General features: G+C 67.0%; 18 protein-coding genes. 6 read left to right on the plus strand and 12 right to left on the minus strand.

The window, feature by feature from the left end; genetic code table 11:
• Positions 1-333 precede the first annotated feature (333 nt).
• Positions 334-2,259, plus strand: a complete 1,926-nt coding sequence (locus BFF94_RS30080; protein WP_128843095.1) for an NHL repeat-containing protein — start codon at positions 334-336, stop codon at positions 2,257-2,259.
• A 43-nt stretch (positions 2,260-2,302) separates the two neighbouring features.
• On the opposite strand, the gene BFF94_RS30085 is transcribed toward BFF94_RS30080, so the two are convergent.
• Genes BFF94_RS30085 through tetH form a run of 4 tightly spaced genes read right to left on the minus strand, consistent with a single transcriptional unit; the run spans position 2,303 to position 5,834 of the window.
• Positions 2,303-3,238 carry a c-type cytochrome gene (locus tag BFF94_RS30085; RefSeq protein ID WP_219140158.1) on the minus strand — a complete coding sequence of 312 codons (936 nt, stop codon included), beginning with the start codon at positions 3,236-3,238 and terminating at the stop codon, positions 2,303-2,305.
• Positions 3,235-3,921, minus strand: a complete 687-nt coding sequence (locus BFF94_RS30090; protein ID WP_219140159.1) for a c-type cytochrome — start codon at positions 3,919-3,921, stop codon at positions 3,235-3,237. Before BFF94_RS30090 ends, BFF94_RS30085 begins: the two co-directional genes overlap by 4 nt.
• Before the next feature lie 60 nt (positions 3,922-3,981).
• Complete coding sequence (locus BFF94_RS30095) at positions 3,982-5,034, minus strand: molybdate ABC transporter substrate-binding protein (protein WP_128843162.1); 1,053 nt, start codon at positions 5,032-5,034, stop codon at positions 3,982-3,984.
• An 8-nt stretch (positions 5,035-5,042) separates the two neighbouring features.
• The gene (tetH, locus tag BFF94_RS30100; protein ID WP_128843161.1) at positions 5,043-5,834 is read right to left on the minus strand and encodes a thiosulfate dehydrogenase; all 792 of its coding nucleotides are present in this window, start codon (positions 5,832-5,834) and stop codon (positions 5,043-5,045) included.
• Positions 5,835-6,223: 389 nt separating this feature from the next.
• Here tetH and BFF94_RS30105 point away from each other — a divergent pair, with 389 nt between their 5' ends.
• Positions 6,224-7,099 (plus strand): LysR family transcriptional regulator, encoded by an 876-nt coding sequence (locus BFF94_RS30105; protein ID WP_128843165.1) that lies wholly within the window; start codon positions 6,224-6,226, stop codon positions 7,097-7,099.
• 81 nt (positions 7,100-7,180) lie between these two features.
• Here BFF94_RS30105 and BFF94_RS30110 read toward each other — a convergent pair whose 3' ends face one another.
• Together BFF94_RS30110 and BFF94_RS30115 are read right to left on the minus strand one after the other, a co-directional pair.
• Positions 7,181-8,335, minus strand: a complete 1,155-nt coding sequence (locus BFF94_RS30110; protein ID WP_128843160.1) for a multidrug effflux MFS transporter — start codon at positions 8,333-8,335, stop codon at positions 7,181-7,183.
• Positions 8,336-8,795: 460 nt separating this feature from the next.
• Entirely contained in the window at positions 8,796-10,991 is a 2,196-nt protein-coding gene (locus tag BFF94_RS30115) for a TonB-dependent siderophore receptor (RefSeq protein ID WP_128843159.1), read from the minus strand.
• A gap of 399 nt (positions 10,992-11,390) precedes the next feature.
• On the opposite strand from BFF94_RS30115, the gene BFF94_RS30120 reads away from it, so the two are divergent.
• A complete protein-coding gene (locus tag BFF94_RS30120; RefSeq protein ID WP_128843158.1) occupies positions 11,391-11,837 on the plus strand; it encodes a hypothetical protein in 447 nt (148 codons plus the stop codon).
• A 61-nt stretch (positions 11,838-11,898) separates the two neighbouring features.
• On the opposite strand, the gene BFF94_RS30125 is transcribed toward BFF94_RS30120, so the two are convergent.
• The 5 genes from BFF94_RS30125 to BFF94_RS30145 form a co-directional block, all read right to left on the minus strand.
• Positions 11,899-12,987 carry a porin gene (locus BFF94_RS30125; RefSeq protein ID WP_128843157.1) on the minus strand — a complete coding sequence of 363 codons (1,089 nt, stop codon included), beginning with the start codon at positions 12,985-12,987 and terminating at the stop codon, positions 11,899-11,901.
• Between the two features lie 98 nt (positions 12,988-13,085).
• Complete coding sequence (locus BFF94_RS30130) at positions 13,086-14,429, minus strand: MFS transporter (RefSeq protein WP_128843156.1); 1,344 nt, start codon at positions 14,427-14,429, stop codon at positions 13,086-13,088.
• Between the two features lie 154 nt (positions 14,430-14,583).
• Complete coding sequence (locus BFF94_RS30135) at positions 14,584-15,645, minus strand: Rieske 2Fe-2S domain-containing protein (RefSeq protein WP_128843155.1); 1,062 nt, start codon at positions 15,643-15,645, stop codon at positions 14,584-14,586.
• A gap of 46 nt (positions 15,646-15,691) precedes the next feature.
• On the minus strand, positions 15,692-16,657 hold the full coding sequence (locus tag BFF94_RS30140) for a PDR/VanB family oxidoreductase (RefSeq protein ID WP_128843154.1): 966 nt from the start codon (positions 16,655-16,657) through the stop codon (positions 15,692-15,694).
• Positions 16,654-17,733, minus strand: a complete 1,080-nt coding sequence (locus BFF94_RS30145; protein WP_128843164.1) for a Rieske 2Fe-2S domain-containing protein — start codon at positions 17,731-17,733, stop codon at positions 16,654-16,656. Before BFF94_RS30145 ends, BFF94_RS30140 begins: the two co-directional genes overlap by 4 nt.
• A 198-nt stretch (positions 17,734-17,931) precedes the next feature.
• Here BFF94_RS30145 and BFF94_RS30150 point away from each other — a divergent pair, with 198 nt between their 5' ends.
• Positions 17,932-18,420 (plus strand): MarR family winged helix-turn-helix transcriptional regulator, encoded by a 489-nt coding sequence (locus tag BFF94_RS30150; RefSeq protein WP_128843153.1) that lies wholly within the window; start codon positions 17,932-17,934, stop codon positions 18,418-18,420.
• Positions 18,421-18,463: 43 nt separating this feature from the next.
• On the opposite strand, the gene BFF94_RS30155 is transcribed toward BFF94_RS30150, so the two are convergent.
• Entirely contained in the window at positions 18,464-19,210 is a 747-nt protein-coding gene (locus BFF94_RS30155) for a TetR/AcrR family transcriptional regulator (protein ID WP_128843152.1), read from the minus strand.
• Positions 19,211-19,380: 170 nt separating this feature from the next.
• On the opposite strand from BFF94_RS30155, the gene BFF94_RS30160 reads away from it, so the two are divergent.
• Both BFF94_RS30160 and BFF94_RS30165 read left to right on the plus strand, forming a co-directional pair.
• Positions 19,381-20,562: an isovaleryl-CoA dehydrogenase gene (locus tag BFF94_RS30160; protein WP_059238999.1), complete on the plus strand. Its 1,182-nt coding sequence runs from the start codon at positions 19,381-19,383 to the stop codon at positions 20,560-20,562.
• Between the two features lie 31 nt (positions 20,563-20,593).
• Positions 20,594-22,201: a carboxyl transferase domain-containing protein gene (locus BFF94_RS30165; protein ID WP_219140160.1), complete on the plus strand. Its 1,608-nt coding sequence runs from the start codon at positions 20,594-20,596 to the stop codon at positions 22,199-22,201.
• Positions 22,202-22,205 lie beyond the last annotated feature (4 nt).

Genomic DNA, 22,205 nt, shown 5'->3' on the forward strand with positions numbered 1-22,205 from the left:
TAATATTTTTTCTCTTTCATTTGAATTTCAATTTGTAATAATTGAAGTGATTTCCGGGTAATGAAAGGCAATGCGGGCATATCAGAAAAAATGACGCGTTCGCATTGGGTAATTCGGAAGAAAATGCCGGGAGAAGGCGCTGAAATCGCAGGCCGGCAGGCCTTTGCAGCGTGGTTGGGCGAGTTTGACCATCGTTGACGAAAAAGCGCCGGACGGCAAAAAGCACGGAGTGAATAATTCGGTGAAACGGCGAATGCGATTTTTCCGGAATCACCAATATTTCATGCGCCGCGATTTACAGTGTCGACCATTGATCGTCTGGGAGCATTATTCATGTCAATGAAACAAATTCGCGCGGCGTTGCTGGGAATGTGCATGGCGATGCTGGCGCCGGCGAGTCACGCGCAGGTGCAATACTCGACCGACTGGCTCGCGAACACGTACGGCACGCTGGCCCAACACGTCGGCAACGGCGCGCGCTCGATGTGGGTCGCGCCGGAGGGCGTGATCTACACGGCGTCGCGCTGGGACGAGAACGCGGGCGGCGTCGCGATCTACCAGAACGGCCAGCCGCTCGGCACGATCGGCATCCACGACGAATTCCAGGGCGGGGCGATCACCGGCAATTCGACGTCGCTGTTCGTCGCGCTCGGCTACAACCGCACGTTCGGCAGCGGCTCGGTGGGCCGCTACAACCGAAGCACGAACCAGCGCGACCTGCGCATCCCGGTCAGCACGTGGACGGGCATCCAGTACGCGGACGTGATCACGGGCCTCGCGACGGGCGGCAACCTGCTGTACGTGAGCGACTTCTACGGCAACCGCGTGCGCGTCTATACGACCGACGGCGTGTGGCAGCGCGACATCGGCGTAACGGGCCCCGGCGCGCTGGCGCTCGATGCGGCCGGCAACCTGTGGGTCGCGCGCAAGAGTGCGGGCGTCGTCGCGCAGTTCAGCGCGACCGGTACGGCGATGAACACGCTCCAGATGGCGGCCGGCGCACAGCCGGCGTCGCTGTACTTCGATGCGTCGATGGGCCGGTTGATGGTCGGCGACGCAGGGCCCGACATGAACATCAAGGTCTACAGCGGGCTTCCCGGCCTGCCGGTGCAGGTCGGCTCGTTCGGCGTGCAGGGCGGCTATCTCGACACGACGACGGGCATCAAGGGGCAGGTGGGCGACAAGCGCTTCACGCGCGTCGCCGCGCTCGGCAAGGATTCGGCCGGCAACCTGTACGTGCTGAACAACGCGTGGGGCGGCGGCTGGGATCTCGGCCGCAACGGCAGCACGGACCTTCATTCGTACGGCCCGACGGGCGCGCTGCAATGGAAGCTGCAGGCGCTGAACTTCGAGGGGATCGCCGCGCCCGATCCCGTGACGGACGGCACGTTGTTCTACAGCGGCAACAACGTGTATACGGGGTCGGCGGGCGGCACGTTCGTCGCGAACACGGTCGACCCGTTCACCTATCCGAAGGACCCGCGCCTCGACATGAACGACTACCAGCGCGGCCAGCACTTCGGCCAGCTCGTGACGGTCGGCGGCAACCGGATTCTCGTCGCGTCGGGCCAGAACCCGGGCAACTTCAACTTCTATTACTTCAACGCCGCGAGCGGCTATATCGCGATTCCGGCCGGCTCGCTCCCGGGCAAGCCGTTCAACACGACACTGCAGGTGACGGCCGGTTTCGACATCGACGGCAACGGCGACGTGTGGGCCGGGCTGAACGGATCGAACGTGATTTCCCGCTACCCGATGACGGGCTTCGACGCGACCGGCAAACCGTCATGGGGCAAGCCGACGACGACGGCCGTGCCGAGCACCGTGGCGCCGGTCACGCGCATCATCTACCAGGCCGACAGCGACACGATGATCCTCGCGCAGGGCCTCGCGGGCAATTGGGACTGGACCGCGATGAACGGGCACATCGAGGTCTATCACGGCTGGAAGAACGGCAACACGAGCGCACCGAACCCGGTGATCAACCTGACGAGCGCGAACCCGAAATCGATCGCGGCGGCCGGCCACTACCTGTTCGTCGGCTACGTGCATACGGTGCCGAACATCGACGTGTTCGACCTGAACACCGGAGCGCTCGTCACGACGCTGACGAATTCGAACACGTCGGCGATGGACGTCGGCAACGACGTCGACTCGATGTACGGCGTGCGTGCGTACCTGCGCTCGACCGGCGAGTACGTGATTACCAAGGACAACTACAACGGATCGAGCATCGTCGTGTATCGCTGGCATCCGTGAACGCGCGGGCCGTGCGGGCCGGATGGCCTGCACGGCGCTCGCATCACGGCGCGCCGAGCACGCGCCCGTTCACGCTCAGCCCGTACATCGAATCGGGCGAATCGTGGAACTTCGCGCGCGTGTCCTGCACCGAGCCCGTGAAGCGCGGGTCTTGCGGACGTTCGTGGCTGTCCATGAAGGTCGCGACGTCCCACGCTTCCTGATCGGTCAGCGTGCCGCCGAGCCCGAGCGGCATGTTGGCCTTGATGAAGCCGGCCGCGTTGCGGATGTCGCCCATCCCCGCGCCCCAGTTGAACGAACGCGCGCCCCACAGCGCCGGGAAGACCGCGTTGCCGCCGCTCGACTGCCCCTGGCCGTCCGTACCATGGCACAGCGCGCAGTGCTGCGTGTAGACGGCGGCGCCGCGCGCATAGTCGGCCTTCTGCGCGGGCGGCGGCAGTTTCAGGAAACCCTGCCCCGGCAGCTTCGTGCCGACCGGCGCGCCCTTCGCCAGCCAGTACGAATAGGTTTCGAGCGCGACGAGGACCGGGTCGCCGGCCGGCGGCGCCTTGCCGTTCATGCTGTAGCGGAAGCAGCCCTGCAGGCGCTCGGCGAACGTGTTCACGTGGCCGTTCTTGCTGCGGTACGCCGGATACAGCAGGTACGCGGCCCACATCGGGCTCGAATCGGGCCGCCGGCCCGCGTCGAGGTGGCAGCTCGCGCAGGTCAGCTTGTTGCCGACGTACTTGCCCGCGAACTCGGGCGTGTGCAGGAAGATCTGCTCGCCGAGCTTCACGGTCTTGCCGAACTCGTCGGCGGGTATCGCGGACTCGGCGGGCGGCGCGAACGGCCTGGCTGCCGTCACCGCTGTGGCAGGCGTGGGTGCGGAGGCGGCGGCCGGTGCGTCCTGCGGGGCGGCCGCGAACGCGAGCGCGGGCATCCAGGCCGCGCCGAGCAGGGCTGCGCGCGTGCGGCGGATCAGCGTCGTGCGGTCGATCATCGCTTGTCTCCTTGAGCGGCGCCGCCGCGCGCGTAGTAGGCGGCCACCGCGTCGATGTCGGCGTCGGACAGCTTGCCGGCGATCGCCGGCATCAGCGCCATCGGTCCGGGCGGGCGCGTGCCGTGTTTCCAGCCGTTCAACTGGCCGGCGATGTACGCGGCGGGCTGGCCCGCGAGCGGCGGAAACGCGGTGCCCACGCCGAGCCCCCCGGGGCCGTGGCATTGGGCGCACGCGGGCAGGCCCTGCGACCAGCGTCCGCGCGTCGCGAGCCACGCGCCGGTGTTCGCCGGGTCGATCGACGTGTCGTCGGCGGCGACGATGCCGGCCGGCGCGGGCAGGCTCGCGAAGTACGCGGATACCGCATCGCGCTCGTGCGCCGTCAGCAGTTTCGAGAGCGGCTGCATGACCGGATTCTGGCGGCTGCCGTCCGCGAAAGCGGCAAGCTGCGCGGACAGATACGCGGCGTGGGTACCCGCGAGGCGCGGGAAGCCGGCCGCCGCGTTGCCTTCGCCCTGGCTGCCGTGGCAGCCGATGCAGGCGGCGACGCCCGTCGCCGTGCCCTGTGTGGCGATCGTCTTGCCGAGCGTCGCGTCGTCCGCGCGCGCGTGGCCGGCCAGCAGTGCGGCCGCAGCGAGCAGCAGCGGCGCGAACCGGCGTCGTGGTGTGTCCACCGTATCGTTCACGTGTCCCCTCCTTGTTGTCGGTCGCATGTGCGCCGCCGGACTGCCGGCGCGGCCGCGCAATCAGCCCGCGTCGGGCTGCTTCTGCTCCGGCGCGAGGTGCTGCGCCGGTGTCGCCGCATCGTATCGGCCGAAGCCGTAGCGCTGGAAAATCCGGAACGCTTCCGGCGACCGGATGAACGCGAGCCACGTGCGCGCGGCCTCCGGATGCGGCGCGTCCTTCACCATCGCCCCCGCATAGATCGCCGTCGTATTCTGCTCGGCCGGAATGTCGATGTGCATCAGCGGATGCCCGACCTGTTCCTGGAACGCCGCTTCGGATTGCCACAGCACGCCCGCGTCCGCGCGACCCTGCATCAGGAACAGCGCGGTTTCCCGATGGTGGATGTGCGTGAGCTCGGTCGTGCCGGTGCGCACCTTTTCGTCGTAGACGGTATGCGCGAGCGTGTCGCCGCCGGCCTTCACGAGCGACGCGCGGATCTGCCGCGCGACGCCTTCGAATTCCGGATTGGGCATTGCAAGCTGCACGTCGGGCCGCGCGAGGTCGTTCAGCGACGCGATGCGCTTCGGATTGCCTGCGCGCACCATGATCGTCAGCTGGTTCGTCACGTAGGGCACGGCCGGGCCGGCGAGCGTGCCGTCCGCGATCAGCCCGTTGATCTTGCCGAGCCCCGCGAAATACGCGTCGGGCTTGACCGTCCATGTCATGTTGCCGACGGTGATCGTGCCGCCCGCGTGGATCTGCTTCACGAGGAGGCCGGGCGGGATCGTCTCCCAGTAGATGCGGCCGCGGTACTCGGGATGGTCTTCCTCGAACTTCGCGACGAGCGGCGCCATCGCGAAGAAGTAGTTGCCGCCGACGAACAGCACGAGCTTCGGCGCGGTGAGGTCGCCGTGGAAATCGGCGAGCACGTCGACCTGCGGCACCGTGAATTCGAGGCCACGGTGCGTCGCGTCGTTGTTGCGGCCGTCCTGCCACGGCGGAAAGATGTTCGTGGCGGTGTCGGCGGGCGCGGCGAGCGAGAGTGCCGACGCGCAGCAGAGCCACGCGGCCAGCACGGCGCGCAGCGTGCGCCGACGGCGGTGCGATGGTGGTTGCATGGGGATCGATGTCATCGCGGGGCTCATTTTGCGTACGTGAAGCCGGCCTGCTGCAGTTCGGGCAGCGTGCCGACCGCGCCCGGCGTGACGATCGCCGACGGGATCACGTGGTTGGTGAGGTCGGCCGCGAGCGCGTCGAGCGGCAGCTTGTCGGGATTTGCGTTCGCGCCGTCGAGACGTTCCGCGAGTTCCCAGATCGCGTTGTGGCACGACAGGAACACGACGCCGCGCTGCTGCAGCGCGGCGAGGCTGTTGTCGTGCGACGAGAACGCGCCGTCGGGCATCTCGTGGTCTTGCGCGCCCTTCGATTGCGCGGGCTTCGCGTCGAGCAGCGTGTTGGTCGGGAACGCGGCGCCGGCGAATTTCGCGAGGCCGTATTTGTCCCACGCGGCCTGGTCGAACAGCGCGAGATGCGCGCTGCCGTGCGTGGCCGATACGACGAGGAAATCCGGATGACGGTACGACCAGATCTGCGCGTTCAGCGAATTGCGCATCAGGTTCAGCCACGGGCCGCCGAGCTCGGTGTTGTCCCATACCTGCTTCGGGCCGCCGCGGTAGCCGGTCACTTCGGCGAGTGCCGCGTGATCCCACTGGTCGGAGCGTTCGAGGATCATCGGCACTGTCTTGAAGTCGCGTCGTCTCGGTGCGGCCGCGAGGCGGCGCGTGAGGTCGGCGAGGTGCATGGCGCCGCCGGGCAGCAGTGCGCCGGTTTCAGGCGTGGCGGCGTGAGCGGGACGCGCGGCGGCGAGCAGCGCGGTGCCGGCCGCGAGGCCGAGTGTCTTGAGCGCGCCTCGGCGCGCCTGCCGGTCGGACATGGCTTATCTCCCGGAATCGTTTTTGTGGGGGGGCGTGTCGCGTTGCCGTGCGGCGATTCGGCGTCGCGAATGCGTAGCCAGTCTAGCGGCGCGCGCCAGATCCCGGAAATCGCGATATTGGATGGGAGATATTCGAGGGTCTGATGATTGGACGGGAGGACGGGGGCGGTGCGATCGGTGCAACGACCGTCGGTTCGAATATTTCACCGGCCATTTTCGGATCGCCGGGGCGTTGCGGGCCTTCCAGCGGACGGTTCCGGTTTCGACCGGTGAGTTGACCTGAATATTGATACGGATGACTGATTATGTGGTGTGGGGAGCAGGAGGCCGACTTGTATAATTGCCCCTCCAGGCATGCACACATGCTTTACCGAGAGAGAACGTTATCCATGAACTGGGACGATGCCCGCGTTTTTCTGGCAGTTCATCGCGCCGGGACGCTGCGCGACGCCGCGGCCATTCTCGATGTCGATCAGGCCACCGTGGGGCGACGACTGACGGCGCTGGAGAAGGCGCTGGGCGCGAAGCTGTTTCTCAAGACGTCGTCCGGCTATGTCGTGACGCAGATCGGCGAGCATTCGCTGCAGGCCGCGGAAGCGATGGAGCAAGCGGCGAGCGACTTCGAGCGTCGCGTCCACGGCTCGGACGATCGGCTGGAAGGCGAGGTCCGGGTGACGACGACCGATTCCCTCGCGATGGATTTCGTCCTGCCCGCGATACGGTCGTTGCGACGGACATGCCCGGCAATCAACGTGATCCTGACGACGTCCGTGCAGGTGCTGAACCTGACCCGGCGCGATGCGGATCTCGCGATTCGAACCGTGATGCCGGAAAACCCCGATCTCGTCCGCCGGAAGCTGGCCGAGTGGGAGGTCGGGCTGTTCGCGAGCCGCGAGTATCTGGATGCACATGGCGCGCCCGCGATCGGGTCCGCTTTCGAAGGGCATGACCTGGTCGTCTATCAGCCCGCCATCACGTCCAATCAGGGCGATACGCTGTGCGGCGAGTCGATGGAGCGTGGGCGCATCGTTGCGCAAGTGAGTTCGAGCCTGATGCTTGCAACGTCGATCCGGTCGGGCATCGGCATAGGCGAACTCCCCGTGTATATGGCGCAGGAAGACGATTCGCTCGTGCGAATCTGGCCCGACCGGGCGCGAGCCGTGCCGTATCAGGTCTGGCTCGTGTCGCATACGGATCTGAACCGGACGGCGCGCGTCCGGGCCGTCACCGCCGGGATTGCTGCGTCGTTCGACCGCTATCGATAGCGGCCGGGATGTCGCCGGTGCGGGGCCGGGTGCTCAACGGGGCTGGGTCTCGCGCATCGAGAGCGTGCGTCGCGCGGCATACTAGCGGGGCACGATCGCGACCGCCGCGACGATTGCGAAGAACGGCATGGCCATCGCCAGCACGTGGCTGCCGGTACCGAGCAGGCCGCTGGACACGGTGGCCGCGAGCGATGCGCTGCCGATCTGGAAGAAGCCGACGAGCCCGGACGCCGTGGCCGTGCGCCCGGGTTCGCTCGCGATGGCGCCCGACACGGCGAGCGACAGCGACGATCCGTTCGACAGGCTGACGACGAACATCGGCATCACGATCGCGATGATGCCCTTGACGTGCCACGAGTCGCACAACGCGAACGCGATGCCGCCGGCCACGAAGCAGCCCACGCCGGCCGCGACGATCGCGTCGTAGGACATCCGGTCGAGCAGGCGGCGCGAGATCATGTTGGCGGAAATGATGCCGGCGGTCAGCGGCAGATAGAGCCAGCCGCTTTGCTGTTCCGACAGGCCCAGGCCGGAGAAGATGAACGGCGACTGCGTCAGGTAGACGAACCACGCGCAATAGATGGCGCAGACGACGAGCGTGTATCGGATGAATGCGTGGTCCCCGAGCACGTCGGCGAAGCCGGCCAGCGGCGCGGCGCGATGGTGCCCCGGCATGACGGGCGGCCGCGTTTCCTTCAGAAGAAGCTGAACGAGCAGAAGCGCGACCCCGCCAAACGCGGCGACGAACATGAAATCGCTCCGCCACCCGAACCACGCCGCCAGATATCCGCCGAGCGCGGGGGCGATCGCCGGAGACAGTGACACGAGCGGATACACGATGCTGTAGACCTTCGCGGATGCGCGCTTGTCGCAGGTGTCGGCGATGATCGCGCGGCCGATGACGAGGCCGGACGCCGCGCCGAGCGCTTCGAGGACGCGCCAGCCGAGAAAGCTCGCGAAGCCGCCTGCGCTTGCGCAGCCGAGCGAGCCCAGGATGTACAGGAGGATGCCGGCCGTCAGCACGGGTTTGCGTCCCCATCGATCGGAGAGGGGGCCGTAGATCAGTTGCGCACAGGCGAGCGCGATCAGATAAGCCGATACCGTCTGCGGCATCTGCCATGTGTCGATCGAAAACGCGTGGGCCATCGACGGCATCGCGGGCAGGTAGACGTCGGACGCGATCAGGCCAAAGGCGCTCAACAGGGAGACGACGAGGATGAGTGAGAAGTTGGACATGTTCGCTGGGTGGTTGGGGCGGGGCGCGTGAACAGCGGAAGATGACGACGCGCTTTGGACAGCCTTGGGAAATGGCCGGGGCGATCATACGGCGTGCGATGCGGTTCGGGAGCAGGCGGAATTGCATCGTTCGGATGCATTTTTGCGGGCGGCGCAGCGGGTGCCGGGAACGCGTGTGGAGGGGGGGGCGTCAGGTGTCGAGCGGGACGCTGGTCAAGAGGATATCGGCGTTGCCGTGGGCGGCGAGCAACGAGCAACGAGGCGGTTCGCCGTCGTTCCTGTTTCGTCGCTGCGTTGTCGTCCGGCATCACGCGCGCGGATTCGCCGCGAGCGATCGCGAAGCGGCCGGGATGTTGCGCTGAGGAGAGGGGGCGATCCGCTGCACTGGACGAGCGGCCGCTAACGCGTGTTATGCGCGTGGGCCGCCACTTGCCAGCCGGCCCACGCACGCATCAGGACATCAGAACGACACCGTCGTCGTCAGCGTGACGAGCCGCGGCTCGCCGACCGCGACGATCAGGTTGTTGTTGCTCGACGGGTAGTAGGTCTTGTCGAGCAGGTTCTTCACGTTGAGCTGGACGCGCGTCGGGAACTTGCCGATCGTCGTTTCGTAAGCCGCGAACGCGTCGACGCTCACGTAGCCGGGCAGCGTGAAGCTGTTCGCGGTATCGCCGGAGCGTGCGCCGACGAGGCGTGCGCCGCCGCCGAAGCGCCAGCGGCCGGGCAGGTTCGCGATCGCCGTGTCGTACACCGCGAACAGGCTGCCCGTGTGGCGCGCGACGTTGACGAGCGGCGTGTTGCTGTCGCGATCGGTCGCGTTCGTATACGCATAGCTGCCGATCACGCTCAGGTGGCGCGTGATCTGCCCGGCGACGTCGAGCTCGATCCCGCGCGAGCGCGCGGTGCCGATCGTCGACGTGAGGTCGCCGACCGTGACCGCGACGTTGCGCTTGTCGATCTGATAGACCGCGAGCGTGCCCGTGATCGCCGGCTTCAGGCTGAACTTCAGCCCGGCCTCGAGCACGCGGCCGTATTCCGGCGCGAGCGGCGCGGCGACGTTCGACGCGACGTTCGGCTTGAACGAGCGGCTCACGTTCGCATACGCGGTCAGCGCCGGCGTGAGCGCATACGCGAGCCCGAACTGCGGCAGCCAGACGCTGCCGCGCGAGCGGTCGGCGAACACGAACGGCCGCCCCATCCCCGATTCCTGCTGCCAGTTTTCCCAGCGCAGCCCGCCCACCGCGGTGAGGCGGTCGGTGAGCTTCACCGAGTCCTGCACGATCGTCGAATACGCATGCACCACCGAGCGCGAATCGCTTTGCTTCGCGTTGGCGGTGCCGCCCGGCGCGAGCAGGCCGTACACCGGATCGTAGAGATTGAAGCCCGTCGTCGCCTTGCCGCGGATCGTGTCGCCGCGGAAGCTGCGCTGCCGCTCGTATTCGCCGCCGATGTAGATCGCATGGTTCATCCCCGCGAGCGTCACGTTGCCGAGCAGGCCGAGCGTCGCGATCTGGTCGGAGTCGTTGCGCCCGAGGTTCGCATCGGACGAGCGCGTCAGCGCGCCGGTCTTGCTGTTGAACGCGGTGGCGCGCGTGATGGTTTGATCGTAGCGATCGCGGCCCCAGCCGTAGGTCGCACGCACGCGCCATGCGTCGGAGAAGCGATGCTCGATGCGCGTGCGCAGCGTTTCCTGGATGCCGCTGCTTTGCGACCACGCCTCTTCGTAGCGGCGATAGCGCAGCGCATCGTCGAGCTGGCCGTTCACGAGCACGGTGCCGCGATCGAACGGCGTCGTGTAGTCGACGTACTGGTAGCTGACGTCGATCGACGTGCTCGCGTCGTGCCACGACAGCGCGGGCGCGATCAGCGCGTTGCGTTCGCGGCCGAAGCTGCGCCAGTAGCGGCTCGTGTCGTATTCGCCGGTCAGCCGGAACGCGAGCGTGCCGCCCGCGACCTGGCCCGGCTTGCCGAGCGGGCCCGTGAGATCGAACAGCGCGCTGCCGCCGCCGTGGCTCGTGCGCGATGCGGAGATCGAGCCGCCGAACGCGTCTTCCGGCTTGCGCGTGACGAGGTTGATCACGCCGCCGGGGTCCTGCATCCCGTAGAGCAGCGACGCGGGGCCCTTCAGCACCTCGACGCGGTCGATCGTCGCGAGATAGCTGTGCAGCACCGGCGTGCGCACGCCGTCGACGAGCACGGAGCCGTCGTTGTTCGATCCGAAGCCGCGCTTGATGAACGCGTCGCGCGTGCCGCCGAGCGTGTTGGTCTGCGTGACGCCGCTGATGTTGCCGAGCACGTCGTCGAGCGAGCGCGCCTGCTGGTCCTGCATCACGCTGCTGCTGACCACCGCGACCGATTGCGGAATCTCCTTGAGCGAACGGTCGTCGCCGCCCGCGATGCCGGTGGTGCGCGGCTGATAGCCGATCGTCGGATCGACGGCCGCCGATGCGTTGACGCTGATGGCCGGGAGTTCGTGTTCGGCCGGCGTCGCGGGTGTCGATGCAGGTGTCGATGCAGGCGCAACGGGTTCGGCGCCGGTGCGTTCGGTGGCATCGGCATGCGCACCGCTCGCGACGCAAAGGGTGATCAGGGCAGGCAGGCTCGTGCGCCACGGACGCAGGGTCCGGGCGCGGCAGGGCGTTCGACGGGATGGCATGAATCGATGCAGGACGGAGTACTAAGGATCGTGTCGCGGGCCGCAGCGTTTTGCTGCGATCAGGAAGCACATGATATATGTAATGAGAATCATTTGCAATTGCAATGATGCGGCCGGCAACGCGTGGGCCCGGGTTGTCGCACCGTCGGCTGTCTGCTACCGTAGCGGCCAAAATCAGAAGCAGTGAAATTCAATGAGAGAGCCGGGGGCCGCACCATGTCATCTTTCCGTCACGTCGCGTTCAGCGCGACGCTGCGCACCGCACTCGACCATGCGGGTGGTGAAGTGATCGCAGCCGTGTTCCGCCATTCGAACGAATAAAGCAACGGAAGCGAATTCATCCGGCGTTGTGCCGGGCTTCAATCACTTCAACCACCACGCTTGACGGGGAGACCACCCTTGAAAAAGATTTCCGCACCATTCGCGGCGGCCGCGCTTGCGGCATGCGCCACGCTGGCTGGCGTTCACCAGGCCGCCTGCGCCGCGCCGGCCGCCGAGCCCGCGATCGACGCGCACTACGGCGCCGTGATCGAGGCCTATACGCAGGACATGGCCGCCGCGAAGACGAAGTACGACGGCAAGCGCCTCGTGTTCGTCGGCGCCGTGATCCGGATGGGCAGCGACCCGGGCGGCACGTACTTCGGCGCGCTGACGGCCGACGGCGAGCAGTTCGATACGCATTTCGACGTGGCCGACCAGGATGCGCTGAAACCGAAATTCCCCGGCGGGGAGATCAAGCCGTTCGTCACGTCGGCGGCTTTCCGGTTCAGTTGCGTGAACGAAGGCTATATCGACGCACCCGTGTTGCCGGGGCTGAAGCTGGCGCATTGCCGGCTCGAGGGCTGACGTCCGGCATGCGCGGTTCGCGGGCGGCGGCGAGCCGCCCGGAACGGCGGTGCCCGGGGCGTCAGAATTTCTGCTGAATCCCGGCCATGACGCCAAGCTGGTTGCTGCCTGTCGCGACCGTTCCACCCGCGGCCACCGCATTGGCGGCGGTGGCACTGTTGAACATGTAGCCCACCGACGTATAGACGGTCGTCCGCTTGGACAGGAAATAGTTCGCGCGGCCGACGAGCAGCGTGGCATTCGTGCCGCCTTCGCTGTTTTCGCGGCGTTGCAGGTAGCGCACGCCCTGAAGGTCGAGCGCGAGGTAGGGTGTCGCGTAGTACGTGCCGCCGGCGAACATGATGTCGGCCTGCAGGTGTGCGGCCGCCGCGAGGTTGCGGCGGATCCACCCGGCGCCCAGTTTCGCGGGGCCGATCCTGACGTAGCCGGCGACGATGTCGCGCGTGTCGGTGTAGGCCGGATTGTTCAGCGGCGCGAGCGCGCCGCCGCCGCCGCGCATCACGTCGTGCGAGGCGGCCAGCCCGAAATTGCTCGCATCGTAGGCGATCATCGCCGTGTACTGGCGGCACGCGACGATGTCGCCGGGCACCTGTCCGGCGCAGCCGGTTGCCGACGGCCCGGCCGGCCCGGCCGCATCGCGGCCGAAGCTGTACGTGGCGCCGAGCGTCACGCCGCGGAACGTGCCCTTGTAACCGATCGCGTTGTCGCTGCGCGCGTTCGGCAGGTAGGAGTCGAAATCCGCCATCGAATGAATCGACGGGCCGATTATGTCGGCATTGGTCAGCACGATCATCGTCATGTTCATCTGGCGGCCGAGCGTCAGGGCGCCGAAGGGGCCGCTCACGCCCACGTTCGCCTGCCGTCCGAACAGGCGGCCGCCGTAGTTCAGCGCGCCGGTGCCGGGCTGGAAGCCGTTCTCGAGGACGAAGAAGGCCTGGTAGCCGGCGCCCAGATCCTCCGAGCCCTTCAGGCCCCAGCGTGACGGCACCTCGCCGGTCAGTGTCGGCATCCCCGTGAACGACCCGCCGTGCGCGGCATGGTTGTAGTAGGACACGCCGGTATCCACGATGCCGTACAGCGTGACGCTGCTTTGCGCGCAAGCCGGTCCGGCCAATGCCATCGCCAGTGCGGCGACCCGTTTCGTTTTCATCCTTGTCTCCAGAACCTATGTAGATATGCTTATCGATTTTTATTGGCCGATTCCCGGGAACGGCAATCGGGTATCGGTAATGCCGCGGTTCCCGCGCGTTACGACAGGGCCGGACCGCGTTGCCGGCGCGGTGTCCGGGCGGGCGCGCACACCGCGGCGACGGCGACGGCCGCTCCGGCCATCGGCAGAAGGAACGCGAAATAGAGATGGGACACGGACCAGCCGCTGTCCAGCAGCGCGCCGACCGTCATCGGCGACAGGATCGCGCCGAGACGGCCGATGCCGACCGCGAGGCCGATGCCGGTCGTGCGGATCTCGGCCGGATAAGGCGTCGGCGACAGCGCATACATGCCGGCTACGCATGCATTGATGACGGCGCCGAGGAACACCGCGACCGTCATCCCGATGCCCAGCGCGCCCGTATTCATGCCGAAGATGACCATCAGGACGCCGCCGAGCAGCAGGGTTGCGCCGAGCAGGTTGCGCAGGCCGAACCGGGCCGACAGCAGGCTGAAGAGCGATGCGCCCGCGATGCCGCCGAGATTGAGCAGTACGCCGCCGGTTACCCCCTGCGCGGCCGACAGCCCGGCCTGCACCAGCAGCTTCGGGGTCCAGCTCACGACGAAGTAAAAGCTGCCCATCACGAGAAAGAACGCGATCCACAGCGCGATCGTGCGGCGCGTGAGCGGCGCCCGCAGCACGGCGGTCCAGCCCGAGGCGGGGCCTGTCGAGTCCGCGGAGGTGGCCGCGGCCGGCAGCGTGTCGATCGGCGCGCGCTTCATTCTCGCGAGGATGCGGTTGATGTTCCGAAGCGCGTTCTCCGGGCGCTTCGCCAGCAGGAAGTCGAGCGATTCCGGCAGCAGCGCGAGCACCATCGGGATCGCCATCAATGTCACCACGCCGCCAAAGGCGAACACGCTGCGCCATCCCCACGTCGACAGCAGGTAGCCGGCCATGATGCCGCCGGCGGTGGCCCCGATCGCATAGCCCGCCGACTGCATGCCGATGGCGGCGCTGCGCCATTTGTTCGACGCGTATTCGCCGCTGATGACGGTCAGGCTGGCCAGCATGCCGCCGATGCCGAGCCCCGTGTAGGCGCGGGCGGCGGCGAGCTGCAGCGTGCTGTGCGTGGCGGCGCAGGCCAGCATCCCGGTCGAGATCACGACGAGGCAGAGGAGGATGATCCGGCGGCGGCCGACCCGGTCGGCCAGCGGCGCGATCAGCACCGAGCCGATGCCCATGCCGGCGAGCCCGGCACTCAGCAGCAAGCCGATTTCCTTGCCGCTCAGTTTCCATTCGGCCGCGAGATGCGGCGCAGCGAACGCCATGGCCAGCACGTCGAAGCCGTCGAGCATGTTCAGCACGACGCAGGCCGTGACCGCCATCGTCTGGAATGGGCTCATCGGGGATTCGTCGATCGTATTGCGGAGATTTGCGCTCACGTCAGGGACCCTTCATATAAATAGTATGACTAATTGAATAGGATGAAATCGAAGCCGGCAGTTGCGAATGGGACAAAAGCGATTGCGTGTGCTGACGGGCAACCCGGGGCGCCCGCCGCGACCGGCAGGCATCGTTCGCGCGCCGGCGCGATGCCTACGCGGGTTCGGGTTGCAGCCGAAGGCGCTCGATCACGCGCCGTGCGCGATTCGGGCCTGCGTCGACATGAATGTCGATCTGCCGGCCATCCGGAAACCGCAGCTGGTTCCGGTATTGCGCCTCGATCACGGTCTTGTCCTCGTCGAACGTCGCCGCGGATTGCTCGATGACGGTCCGCGCGACGCGTTCGATGTCGGATTTCGGATTCGTCGCAACGGTCCAGAAGTAATGCGTCGTGGTTTCCGTCTCGGGCGTGATGCCGTGGAAGCCGCGCATGTGGAAACCGCCGCGGGACGGGTCGCGCAGGTCGCCGGTGCCGGCGTCCATCGCGCCGGTCCAGATCCGGATATGCGATACGTGAAACTCGATTTCCTGCCATCGATCGACGCGGCCCGCGAATGGCCACGCAGCCGTATAGGTAGGCGGCGGATTCGAGTCCGGCATCCAGCGGACCAGCGTCACCGTATCGCCCTCGCTGCTGACCCGGGTTTCCGCACCCATGTGCAGCGATGCGTTGCCGCCGATGGTGTTCAGATGGACATAGCCGAGATGGCTCAGGTCCATCAGGTTGTCGTGAATGAGCTGATACGGCGCGTCGTAGTGGTAACAGCCGCCGCCGAACCGGTATTGCGGATCCGAGTGGAACGAATAGGGCGGCGGCGCGCAGGTCGGCTGACGGGTCGCATCGTCGCCGATCCAGATCCAGACGATGTCGTCCTGCTCCCGCACCGGATACGACGATACGCAGGCCTTGGCCGGGATCCGGTCCTGGCCGGGTATCTCCACGCAAGTCCCGTCGCGGTCGTACAGCAAGCCGTGATAGCCGCAGCGAAGGCCGCGCGATTCGAGCGAACCGCACGACAGCGGCAGCGACTTGTGGCAACAACGATCCTCCAGCGCGCCGATCTCGCCCGACGGCAACCGGAACAGGACGACCGGGCGGCCGAGGAGGGTTCGGGCAACCGGCTTGTCCGTCAATTCGGACGCAAGCGCGGCGACCCACCATCGGTCGGCCGGGAATTCAGTAGTCTTGATGGGTGGTCGGGCGGGTTGCTCCATTGATCGTCTCCAATATCGTATGGCTGCCGCGCGCCGCGCGGTCCGTCTACAGGTCGAGTACCAGGACGGCGGTTCTGGATCGGGAACAGCACGGCATGAACTGATCGCCGGCCGCTTTTTCCGCGTCCGTCAGGTAGGAATCGCGATGCTCGGGCTCGCCTTCCAGCACACGCGTGAGGCAGGTGCCGCATACGCCTTGCTCGCAGGAAGTCAGCACGTCGACGCCGTTTGCCGTCAGCGCCGCGACGACGGTGCATTCGGGCGGAACGTCGATCACCTTGCCGCTGCTTGCGATCCGGACCTGGAACGCACGATCGGCGGCGGACGCTTCGACCGAAGCGCCGAAGAACTCGTAGTGCAGCCGCTCGTCGGGCCAGTTGCGCGCGCGTGCTTCGCCCAGCACCGCATCCATGAAACCGCGCGGGCCGCAGACGTACAGATGCGTGCCGTCGGGGGCCGACGCGAGCACCGAGGCCAGGTCGAATCGTTGCGCGGGGTCGCCGTCGTCGACATGAAAGCGCGCCCGGTCATGAAACCCGGCTGCGTTGATCCGCTCGACGAAGGCCATCCGGTCGGCCGAACGCGCGCAGTAATGCATGTCGAACGCCGCGCCGGCCGAGAACAGCCGTTCCGCCATGCAGAGAATCGGCGTCACGCCGATTCCGCCCGCCAGCAACAGGTGGTGCGCGGCGTCGTGCGCGAGCGGAAAATGGTTGCGCGGCGTACTGATCCGCACGGTGTCGCCCTGCCGGACCGCGTCGTGGATGGCGCGGGATCCGCCCCGGCCGCCGGCATCCCGCAGCACGGCGATCTGGTAGCGGTCGCCCTGCCCGGGGTGGTTGCACAGCGAGTACTGGCGCACCAGCCCGCCCGGCAGATGGACGTCGATATGGGAGCCCGCGTCGAAGCGGGGCAGCGGCGCGCCATCGTCGCTGACGAATTCGAATCCGCAGATGTCGCGCGCCTCCTGCCACTTGCGGGCGACCTTGACGGTCAGGGTCGCGGTGCTCATGACGCCGCCGTCACGTGCGCGACCGGGATGACGGGCCGCTGAGGGTTCGATGCCTGCTCGTCGGCGAGCAGCCGGTCGATCACCTTGCGCGACAGCACGCCGCCGGCATCGATATTGAGCTTGAGCAGTTTGCGCTCCGGCCACTTCTCGAGGTTGAGCTGCTGGCGCTCGAGCATCTCGAGATCCTCCGCGAAGATCTTGCCCTGGCCTTCCCGGATCTTCGCGGTCAGCGCGTGATCGTCGGGCTGGAAGTTGCGCGCCATGCCCCAGAAGTACCAGATCGAGGTTTCCGTCTCCGGCGTGATGAAGTCGACGACGATCGACGATGCCTTCATGGCGGCCGGCGCGTCGTAGCCGCCGTGGCCCGCATGCGCGACGCCGACTTCGATCATCACGTGGCTGGGCGGCGTGAAGCGGCAGATCTGCCAGCGGTCGACCGGCACGTCGTCGGCCAGCCCGTTGCCGCGCAGCGCCATTTGCCAGAACGGCGGGGGCAGCACGTTCTCCATGAAGCGGCTCGTGACGACCTCGTCGCCGTTGCTGACTGTCTTCGGCGGAGCTTCGTCGATTTCCTTCTGGCCGATGCTGCTGGCATGCACGTAAGTCTCGTGCGTCAGGTCCATCAGGTTGTCGATCATCAGCCGGTAGTCGCAACGGATGTGATAGAGGCCGCCGCCGTGCGCCCATGCCGGATCTTCCGCCCACGGCAGCGGGTGCAGCGCGCCGGGATCTGCTTTGGACGCGTCGCCCGGCCATACCCAGATGAACCCGTATCGCTCGATCGCGGGAAAGCTGCGAACCGGCGGGAATCCGCCGACGCGCTGGCCCGGCATGCCGACGGCCTTGCCGTTGCATCCCATCTCCAGCCCGTGATAACCGCACACGAGCACGCCGTCGCGAACGAACCCCAGCGACAGCGGGGCGCCGCGATGCGGGCAGAAATCCTCGAGGGCGGCGACCTGGCCGTCCGCCGCGCGGTAGAACACCATCGATTCGCCGCAAATCCTGCGGCCCAGCGGCTTGCCGTCGATTTCATCGGGCGTGCACGCCACATACCAAACGTTCTTGAGAAACACGTTCGTCGTCTCCTTCAGGTCGATGCCGGCGGTACGCGGCATCTCTTCATTCCGTGTACTGAATGAGATTCAGTGTACTCATTGATGTGGGCTCGGGCAAGGCGGGCGGTATACTGGTTTTCCCGGGAAATGGCGCGAGGCAGCGCCATGCCGTCGGCGCACGCAACGGCGTGCGCCACCTCTGTCATTCACGCATTCATGGAAAAAACGAATCCCGCCGGCGCACCGACTTTCCCGCTCGATCTGTATGACGAACCCGGGCACCTGATCCGGCGCGCACACCAGATCGCCGTCGCGATGTTCTACGAGAAGCTGGGCCGGGACGTGACGCCGGTGCAGTACGCGGTGCTGCGCATGCTGTACGAGTGCCCGGGGCTGGACCAGGTGACGCTGGCGCAGCGGGTGGCGCTCGACACGTCGACGACGGCGGACCTGGCGGTCCGGCTCGAGGCGAAAGGGCTGATCGTCCGCGAAGTGCTGCCGCGGCGCCAGCGGCGGCTGCTGCTGACGCCGGCTGGCGTGACCCTGCTCACGCACCTGATTCCGTCCGTGCAGGAGTTGCGTGCCGGCCTGTTCGACGGCATGGGAGAGGACGATTCGCAGGAGCTGATGCGCCTGCTGCGCAAGTTCGTCCATCTGAACAACGAGCAGAGCCGCGCGCCGCTGCGCGTCGGCGAGGAATCGTAGCGGCCGTTGTCCGCCCCGGCGGACGAGGCGGGGCCGCCGCGCGTCACGTGCGCGTGCTTTGGCCTTCGAGTCGCCGCACGGCTTCCGTCACCTCGTTCCTGAAGCGGACGAGCGCCGCCTGCTCCGGCGCGGGCGGTTGCACGGCGGCCCACAGCATGTCGACCAGCTGGGTGGCCGTCGTTTCCGTATCGAGCCTGCGGTGCCCGAGGATCGCATCCCACAGCACGTGCTCGATCGGCCCGAACACCATCGAGCGCAGCAGGCTCAGCGGCAGGTCGTTGCGCACCTGCCCGGCCGCCTGGCCGCGCGCGAGCACGTCCATCAGCGGCGCCGTGTAGCGGCGCTGCAGCGCGGTGAGCTCGTCGCTCAGCGCATGCTGCTTCGCGCGGCCTTCCGACAGCACCAGCGCGCACAGCCCCGTGCCGTTCACGAGCATCAGCCGCAGGTGGGTGCGCACGATGAACGCGAACTGCTGCTGCACCGACGCATCCTGCGGCATCCCGTGTTCGAATGCGGCGATGATTTCGTCGTACCAATCCGCGATGACGCGCGCGCACAGCTCGCGCTTGCCGCGGAAGTAGCTGAACACCGTCGCCTCCGACACGCCCACGCGCTGCGCGATCTCGGCGGCCGTCGCATGCTCGTAACCTTTTTCGGCGAACACTTCACGGCCGGCGCGCAGAATGTCCTGCACGCGCTGCTGGGATTTGCGCCCGGCGGGGGCGCGCGGCGCGTCGGCGCGGTCGGCTTTGACGGTGGCGGTCATGGTGTCGGCGGGAGCGGCTGTCATGTCGGCATGATATCTGAGTGTCACTCAAAAAACTATTGACGCCAAACCCGACGAAGCGCGAAACTGTGCAAAATTTCCGCTGTATTGGTCAATGAATCAGCGTATTCATTCGATTTGAGCGAAACTCAGAAATCGGTGAGTGCGACACACTTTCTGGAGACGGAGGAGACATGATCAACCTGCCCGGCGTGCAATTCATGCTCGGTGAAGACATCGAGATGCTGCGCGATGCCGTCGCGACGTTCGCGGCGAAGGAAATCACGCCGCGCGCGGCGGAGGTCGACCGCACCGACCAGTTTCCGATGGATCTGTGGAAGAAGTTCGGCGATCTCGGCGTGCTCGGCATGACGGTGGCCGAGGAATACGGCGGCGCGAACATGGGCTACACCGCGCACATGGTCGCGATGGAAGAGATCTCGCGCGCGTCGGCGTCGATCGGCCTGTCGTACGGCGCGCACTCGAACCTGTGCGTGAACCAGATCCACCGCAACGGCACCGAGGCGCAGAAGCAGAAATACCTGCCGAAGCTCGTGTCGGGCGAACACATCGGCGCGCTCGCGATGAGCGAGCCGAACGCCGGCTCCGACGTCGTCAGCATGAAGCTGCGCGCCGACAAGCGCGGCGATCGCTACGTGCTGAACGGCACGAAGATGTGGATCACCAACGGCCCCGATTGCGACACGCTCGTCGTCTACGCGAAGACGGACGTCGAAGCCAATTCGCGCGGCATCACCGCGTTCATCGTCGAGAAGGGGATGAAGGGCTTCTCGGTCGCGCAGAAGCTCGACAAGCTCGGCATGCGCGGCTCGCACACGGGCGAGCTGGTGTTCCAGGACGTCGAGGTGCCGGAAGAGAACATCCTCGGCCAGCTCAACGGCGGCGTGAAGGTGCTGATGAGCGGCCTCGACTACGAGCGCGCGGTGCTGTCGGGCGGCCCGACGGGCATCATGGCCGCGTGCCTCGACGCGGTGGTGCCGTATATCCACGACCGCAAGCAGTTCGGCCAGTCGATCGGCGAATTCCAGCTGATCCAGGGCAAGGTCGCCGACATGTACACCACGTTCCAGGCGTGCCGCGCGTACCTGTACGCGGTCGGCCGCCATCTCGACTCGGCCGGCAGCGACCACATCCGCCAGGTGCGCAAGGACTGCGCGGGCGTGATTCTCTATACGGCCGAGAAGGCGACGTGGATGGCCGGCGAGGCGATCCAGATCCTCGGCGGCAACGGCTACATCAACGAATATCCGGTTGGCCGCCTGTGGCGCGATGCGAAGCTGTACGAGATCGGCGCCGGCACGAGCGAGATTCGCCGGATGCTGATCGGCCGCGAGCTGTTCGCGGAAACGATGTAACGCCCCACGTCACGCGAACGGAGCCCCGTCGATGCCGATCATCGAATCGAAACTGAACCCGCGTTCGGAAGACTTCCGCGCGAATGCCGCGGCGCTCGAGGCGGTCGTCGCCGACCTGCGCGCGAAGATCGAACAGCTCGCGCAGGGCGGCGGCCAGGCCGCGCGCGACAAGCACCTGTCGCGCGGCAAGCTGCTGCCGCGCGATCGCATCGCGCAACTGCTCGATCCGGGCGCGCCGTTCCTCGAGCTGTCGCAGCTCGCGGCGAACGGCATGTACAACGACGACGCGCCGGGCGCGGGCGTCATCACCGGGATCGGCCGCATCGCCGGCCGCGAGTGCGTGATCGTGTGCAACGACGCGACGGTCAAGGGCGGCACCTACTACCCGGTCACCGTGAAGAAGCACGTGCGCGCGCAGGAGATCGCCGCGGAAAACCGGCTGCCGTGCGTGTACCTCGTCGATTCGGGCGGTGCGAACCTGCCGAACCAGGACGACGTGTTTCCCGATCGCGACCACTTCGGCCGCATCTTCTTCAACCAGGCGACGATGTCGGCGGCGGGAATCGCGCAGATCGCCGTCGTGATGGGCTCGTGCACGGCGGGCGGCGCGTATGTGCCCGCGATGAGCGACGAGTCGATCATCGTGAAGGAGCAGGGCACGATTTTCCTCGGCGGGCCGCCGCTCGTGAAGGCCGCGACCGGCGAGGAAGTGAGCGCCGAGGATCTCGGCGGCGGCGACGTGCATACGCGCCTGTCGGGCGTGGCCGATCATCTCGCGCAGAACGACGCGCATGCGCTGTCGATCGCGCGCAACATCGTCGATCATCTCGCGCCGAAGATCGCCGCGCCGGTCGCGCTGCGCGAGCCGAAGCCGCCGCGCTACGACGCGAAGAGCCTGTACGGCGTGATTCCCGTCGATACGCGCAAGCCGTTCGACGTGCGCGAGGTGATCGCGCGCATCGTCGACGATTCCGAGTTCGACGAATTCAAGGCGCGCTTCGGCACGACGCTCGTCACGGGCTTCGCGCACATCTGGGGCCACCCGGTCGGGATCGTCGCGAACAACGGCATCCTGTTCTCCGAATCGGCCGTGAAGGGCGCGCATTTCATCGAGCTGTGCTGCCAGCGCAAGATCCCGCTCGTGTTCCTGCAGAACATCACGGGCTTCATGGTCGGGCGCAAGTACGAGAACGAAGGCATCGCGCGGCACGGCGCGAAGATGGTGACGGCCGTGTCGAACGCGAAGGTGCCGAAGTTCACGGTGATCATCGGCGGCTCGTTCGGCGCCGGCAACTACGGGATGTGCGGCCGCGCATTCGGGCCGCGTTTCCTGTGGATGTGGCCGAACGCGCGGATCTCGGTGATGGGCGGCGAGCAGGCCGCGTCGGTGCTCGCGACGGTGCGCCGCGACGGCATCGAGGCGAAGGGCGGCGCGTGGTCGCCGGAAGAAGAGGAAGCGTTCAAGCAGCCGATCCGCGACCAGTACGAGCGCCAGGGCCATCCGTATTACGCGAGCGCGCGGCTGTGGGACGACGGCGTGATCGATCCCGCGCAGACGCGCGACGTGCTCGGGCTCGGCCTCGCCGCGTCGATGAACGCGCCGATCGACGATACACGCTTCGGCGTGTTCCGCATGTAACGGC

It is taken from the genome of Burkholderia catarinensis (assembly GCF_001883705.2).
GTDB lineage: Bacteria > Pseudomonadota > Gammaproteobacteria > Burkholderiales > Burkholderiaceae > Burkholderia > Burkholderia catarinensis.

Coding starts and splice junctions, on each gene's coding strand:
- BFF94_RS30080 (WP_128843095.1), top strand. CDS start 334: ATGTCAATGAAACAAATTCGCGCGGCGTTGCTGGGAATGTGCATGGCG.
- BFF94_RS30085 (WP_219140158.1), bottom strand. CDS start 3,238: ATGATCGACCGCACGACGCTGATCCGCCGCACGCGCGCAGCCCTGCTC.
- BFF94_RS30095 (WP_128843162.1), bottom strand. CDS start 5,034: ATGACATCGATCCCCATGCAACCACCATCGCACCGCCGTCGGCGCACG.
- tetH (WP_128843161.1), bottom strand. CDS start 5,834: ATGTCCGACCGGCAGGCGCGCCGAGGCGCGCTCAAGACACTCGGCCTC.
- BFF94_RS30105 (WP_128843165.1), top strand. CDS start 6,224: ATGAACTGGGACGATGCCCGCGTTTTTCTGGCAGTTCATCGCGCCGGG.
- BFF94_RS30110 (WP_128843160.1), bottom strand. CDS start 8,335: ATGTCCAACTTCTCACTCATCCTCGTCGTCTCCCTGTTGAGCGCCTTT.
- BFF94_RS30115 (WP_128843159.1), bottom strand. CDS start 10,991: ATGCCATCCCGTCGAACGCCCTGCCGCGCCCGGACCCTGCGTCCGTGG.
- BFF94_RS30125 (WP_128843157.1), bottom strand. CDS start 12,987: ATGAAAACGAAACGGGTCGCCGCACTGGCGATGGCATTGGCCGGACCG.
- BFF94_RS30135 (WP_128843155.1), bottom strand. CDS start 15,645: ATGGAGCAACCCGCCCGACCACCCATCAAGACTACTGAATTCCCGGCC.
- BFF94_RS30140 (WP_128843154.1), bottom strand. CDS start 16,657: ATGAGCACCGCGACCCTGACCGTCAAGGTCGCCCGCAAGTGGCAGGAG.
- BFF94_RS30150 (WP_128843153.1), top strand. CDS start 17,932: ATGGAAAAAACGAATCCCGCCGGCGCACCGACTTTCCCGCTCGATCTG.
- BFF94_RS30155 (WP_128843152.1), bottom strand. CDS start 19,210: ATGACAGCCGCTCCCGCCGACACCATGACCGCCACCGTCAAAGCCGAC.
- BFF94_RS30160 (WP_059238999.1), top strand. CDS start 19,381: ATGATCAACCTGCCCGGCGTGCAATTCATGCTCGGTGAAGACATCGAG.
- BFF94_RS30165 (WP_219140160.1), top strand. CDS start 20,594: ATGCCGATCATCGAATCGAAACTGAACCCGCGTTCGGAAGACTTCCGC.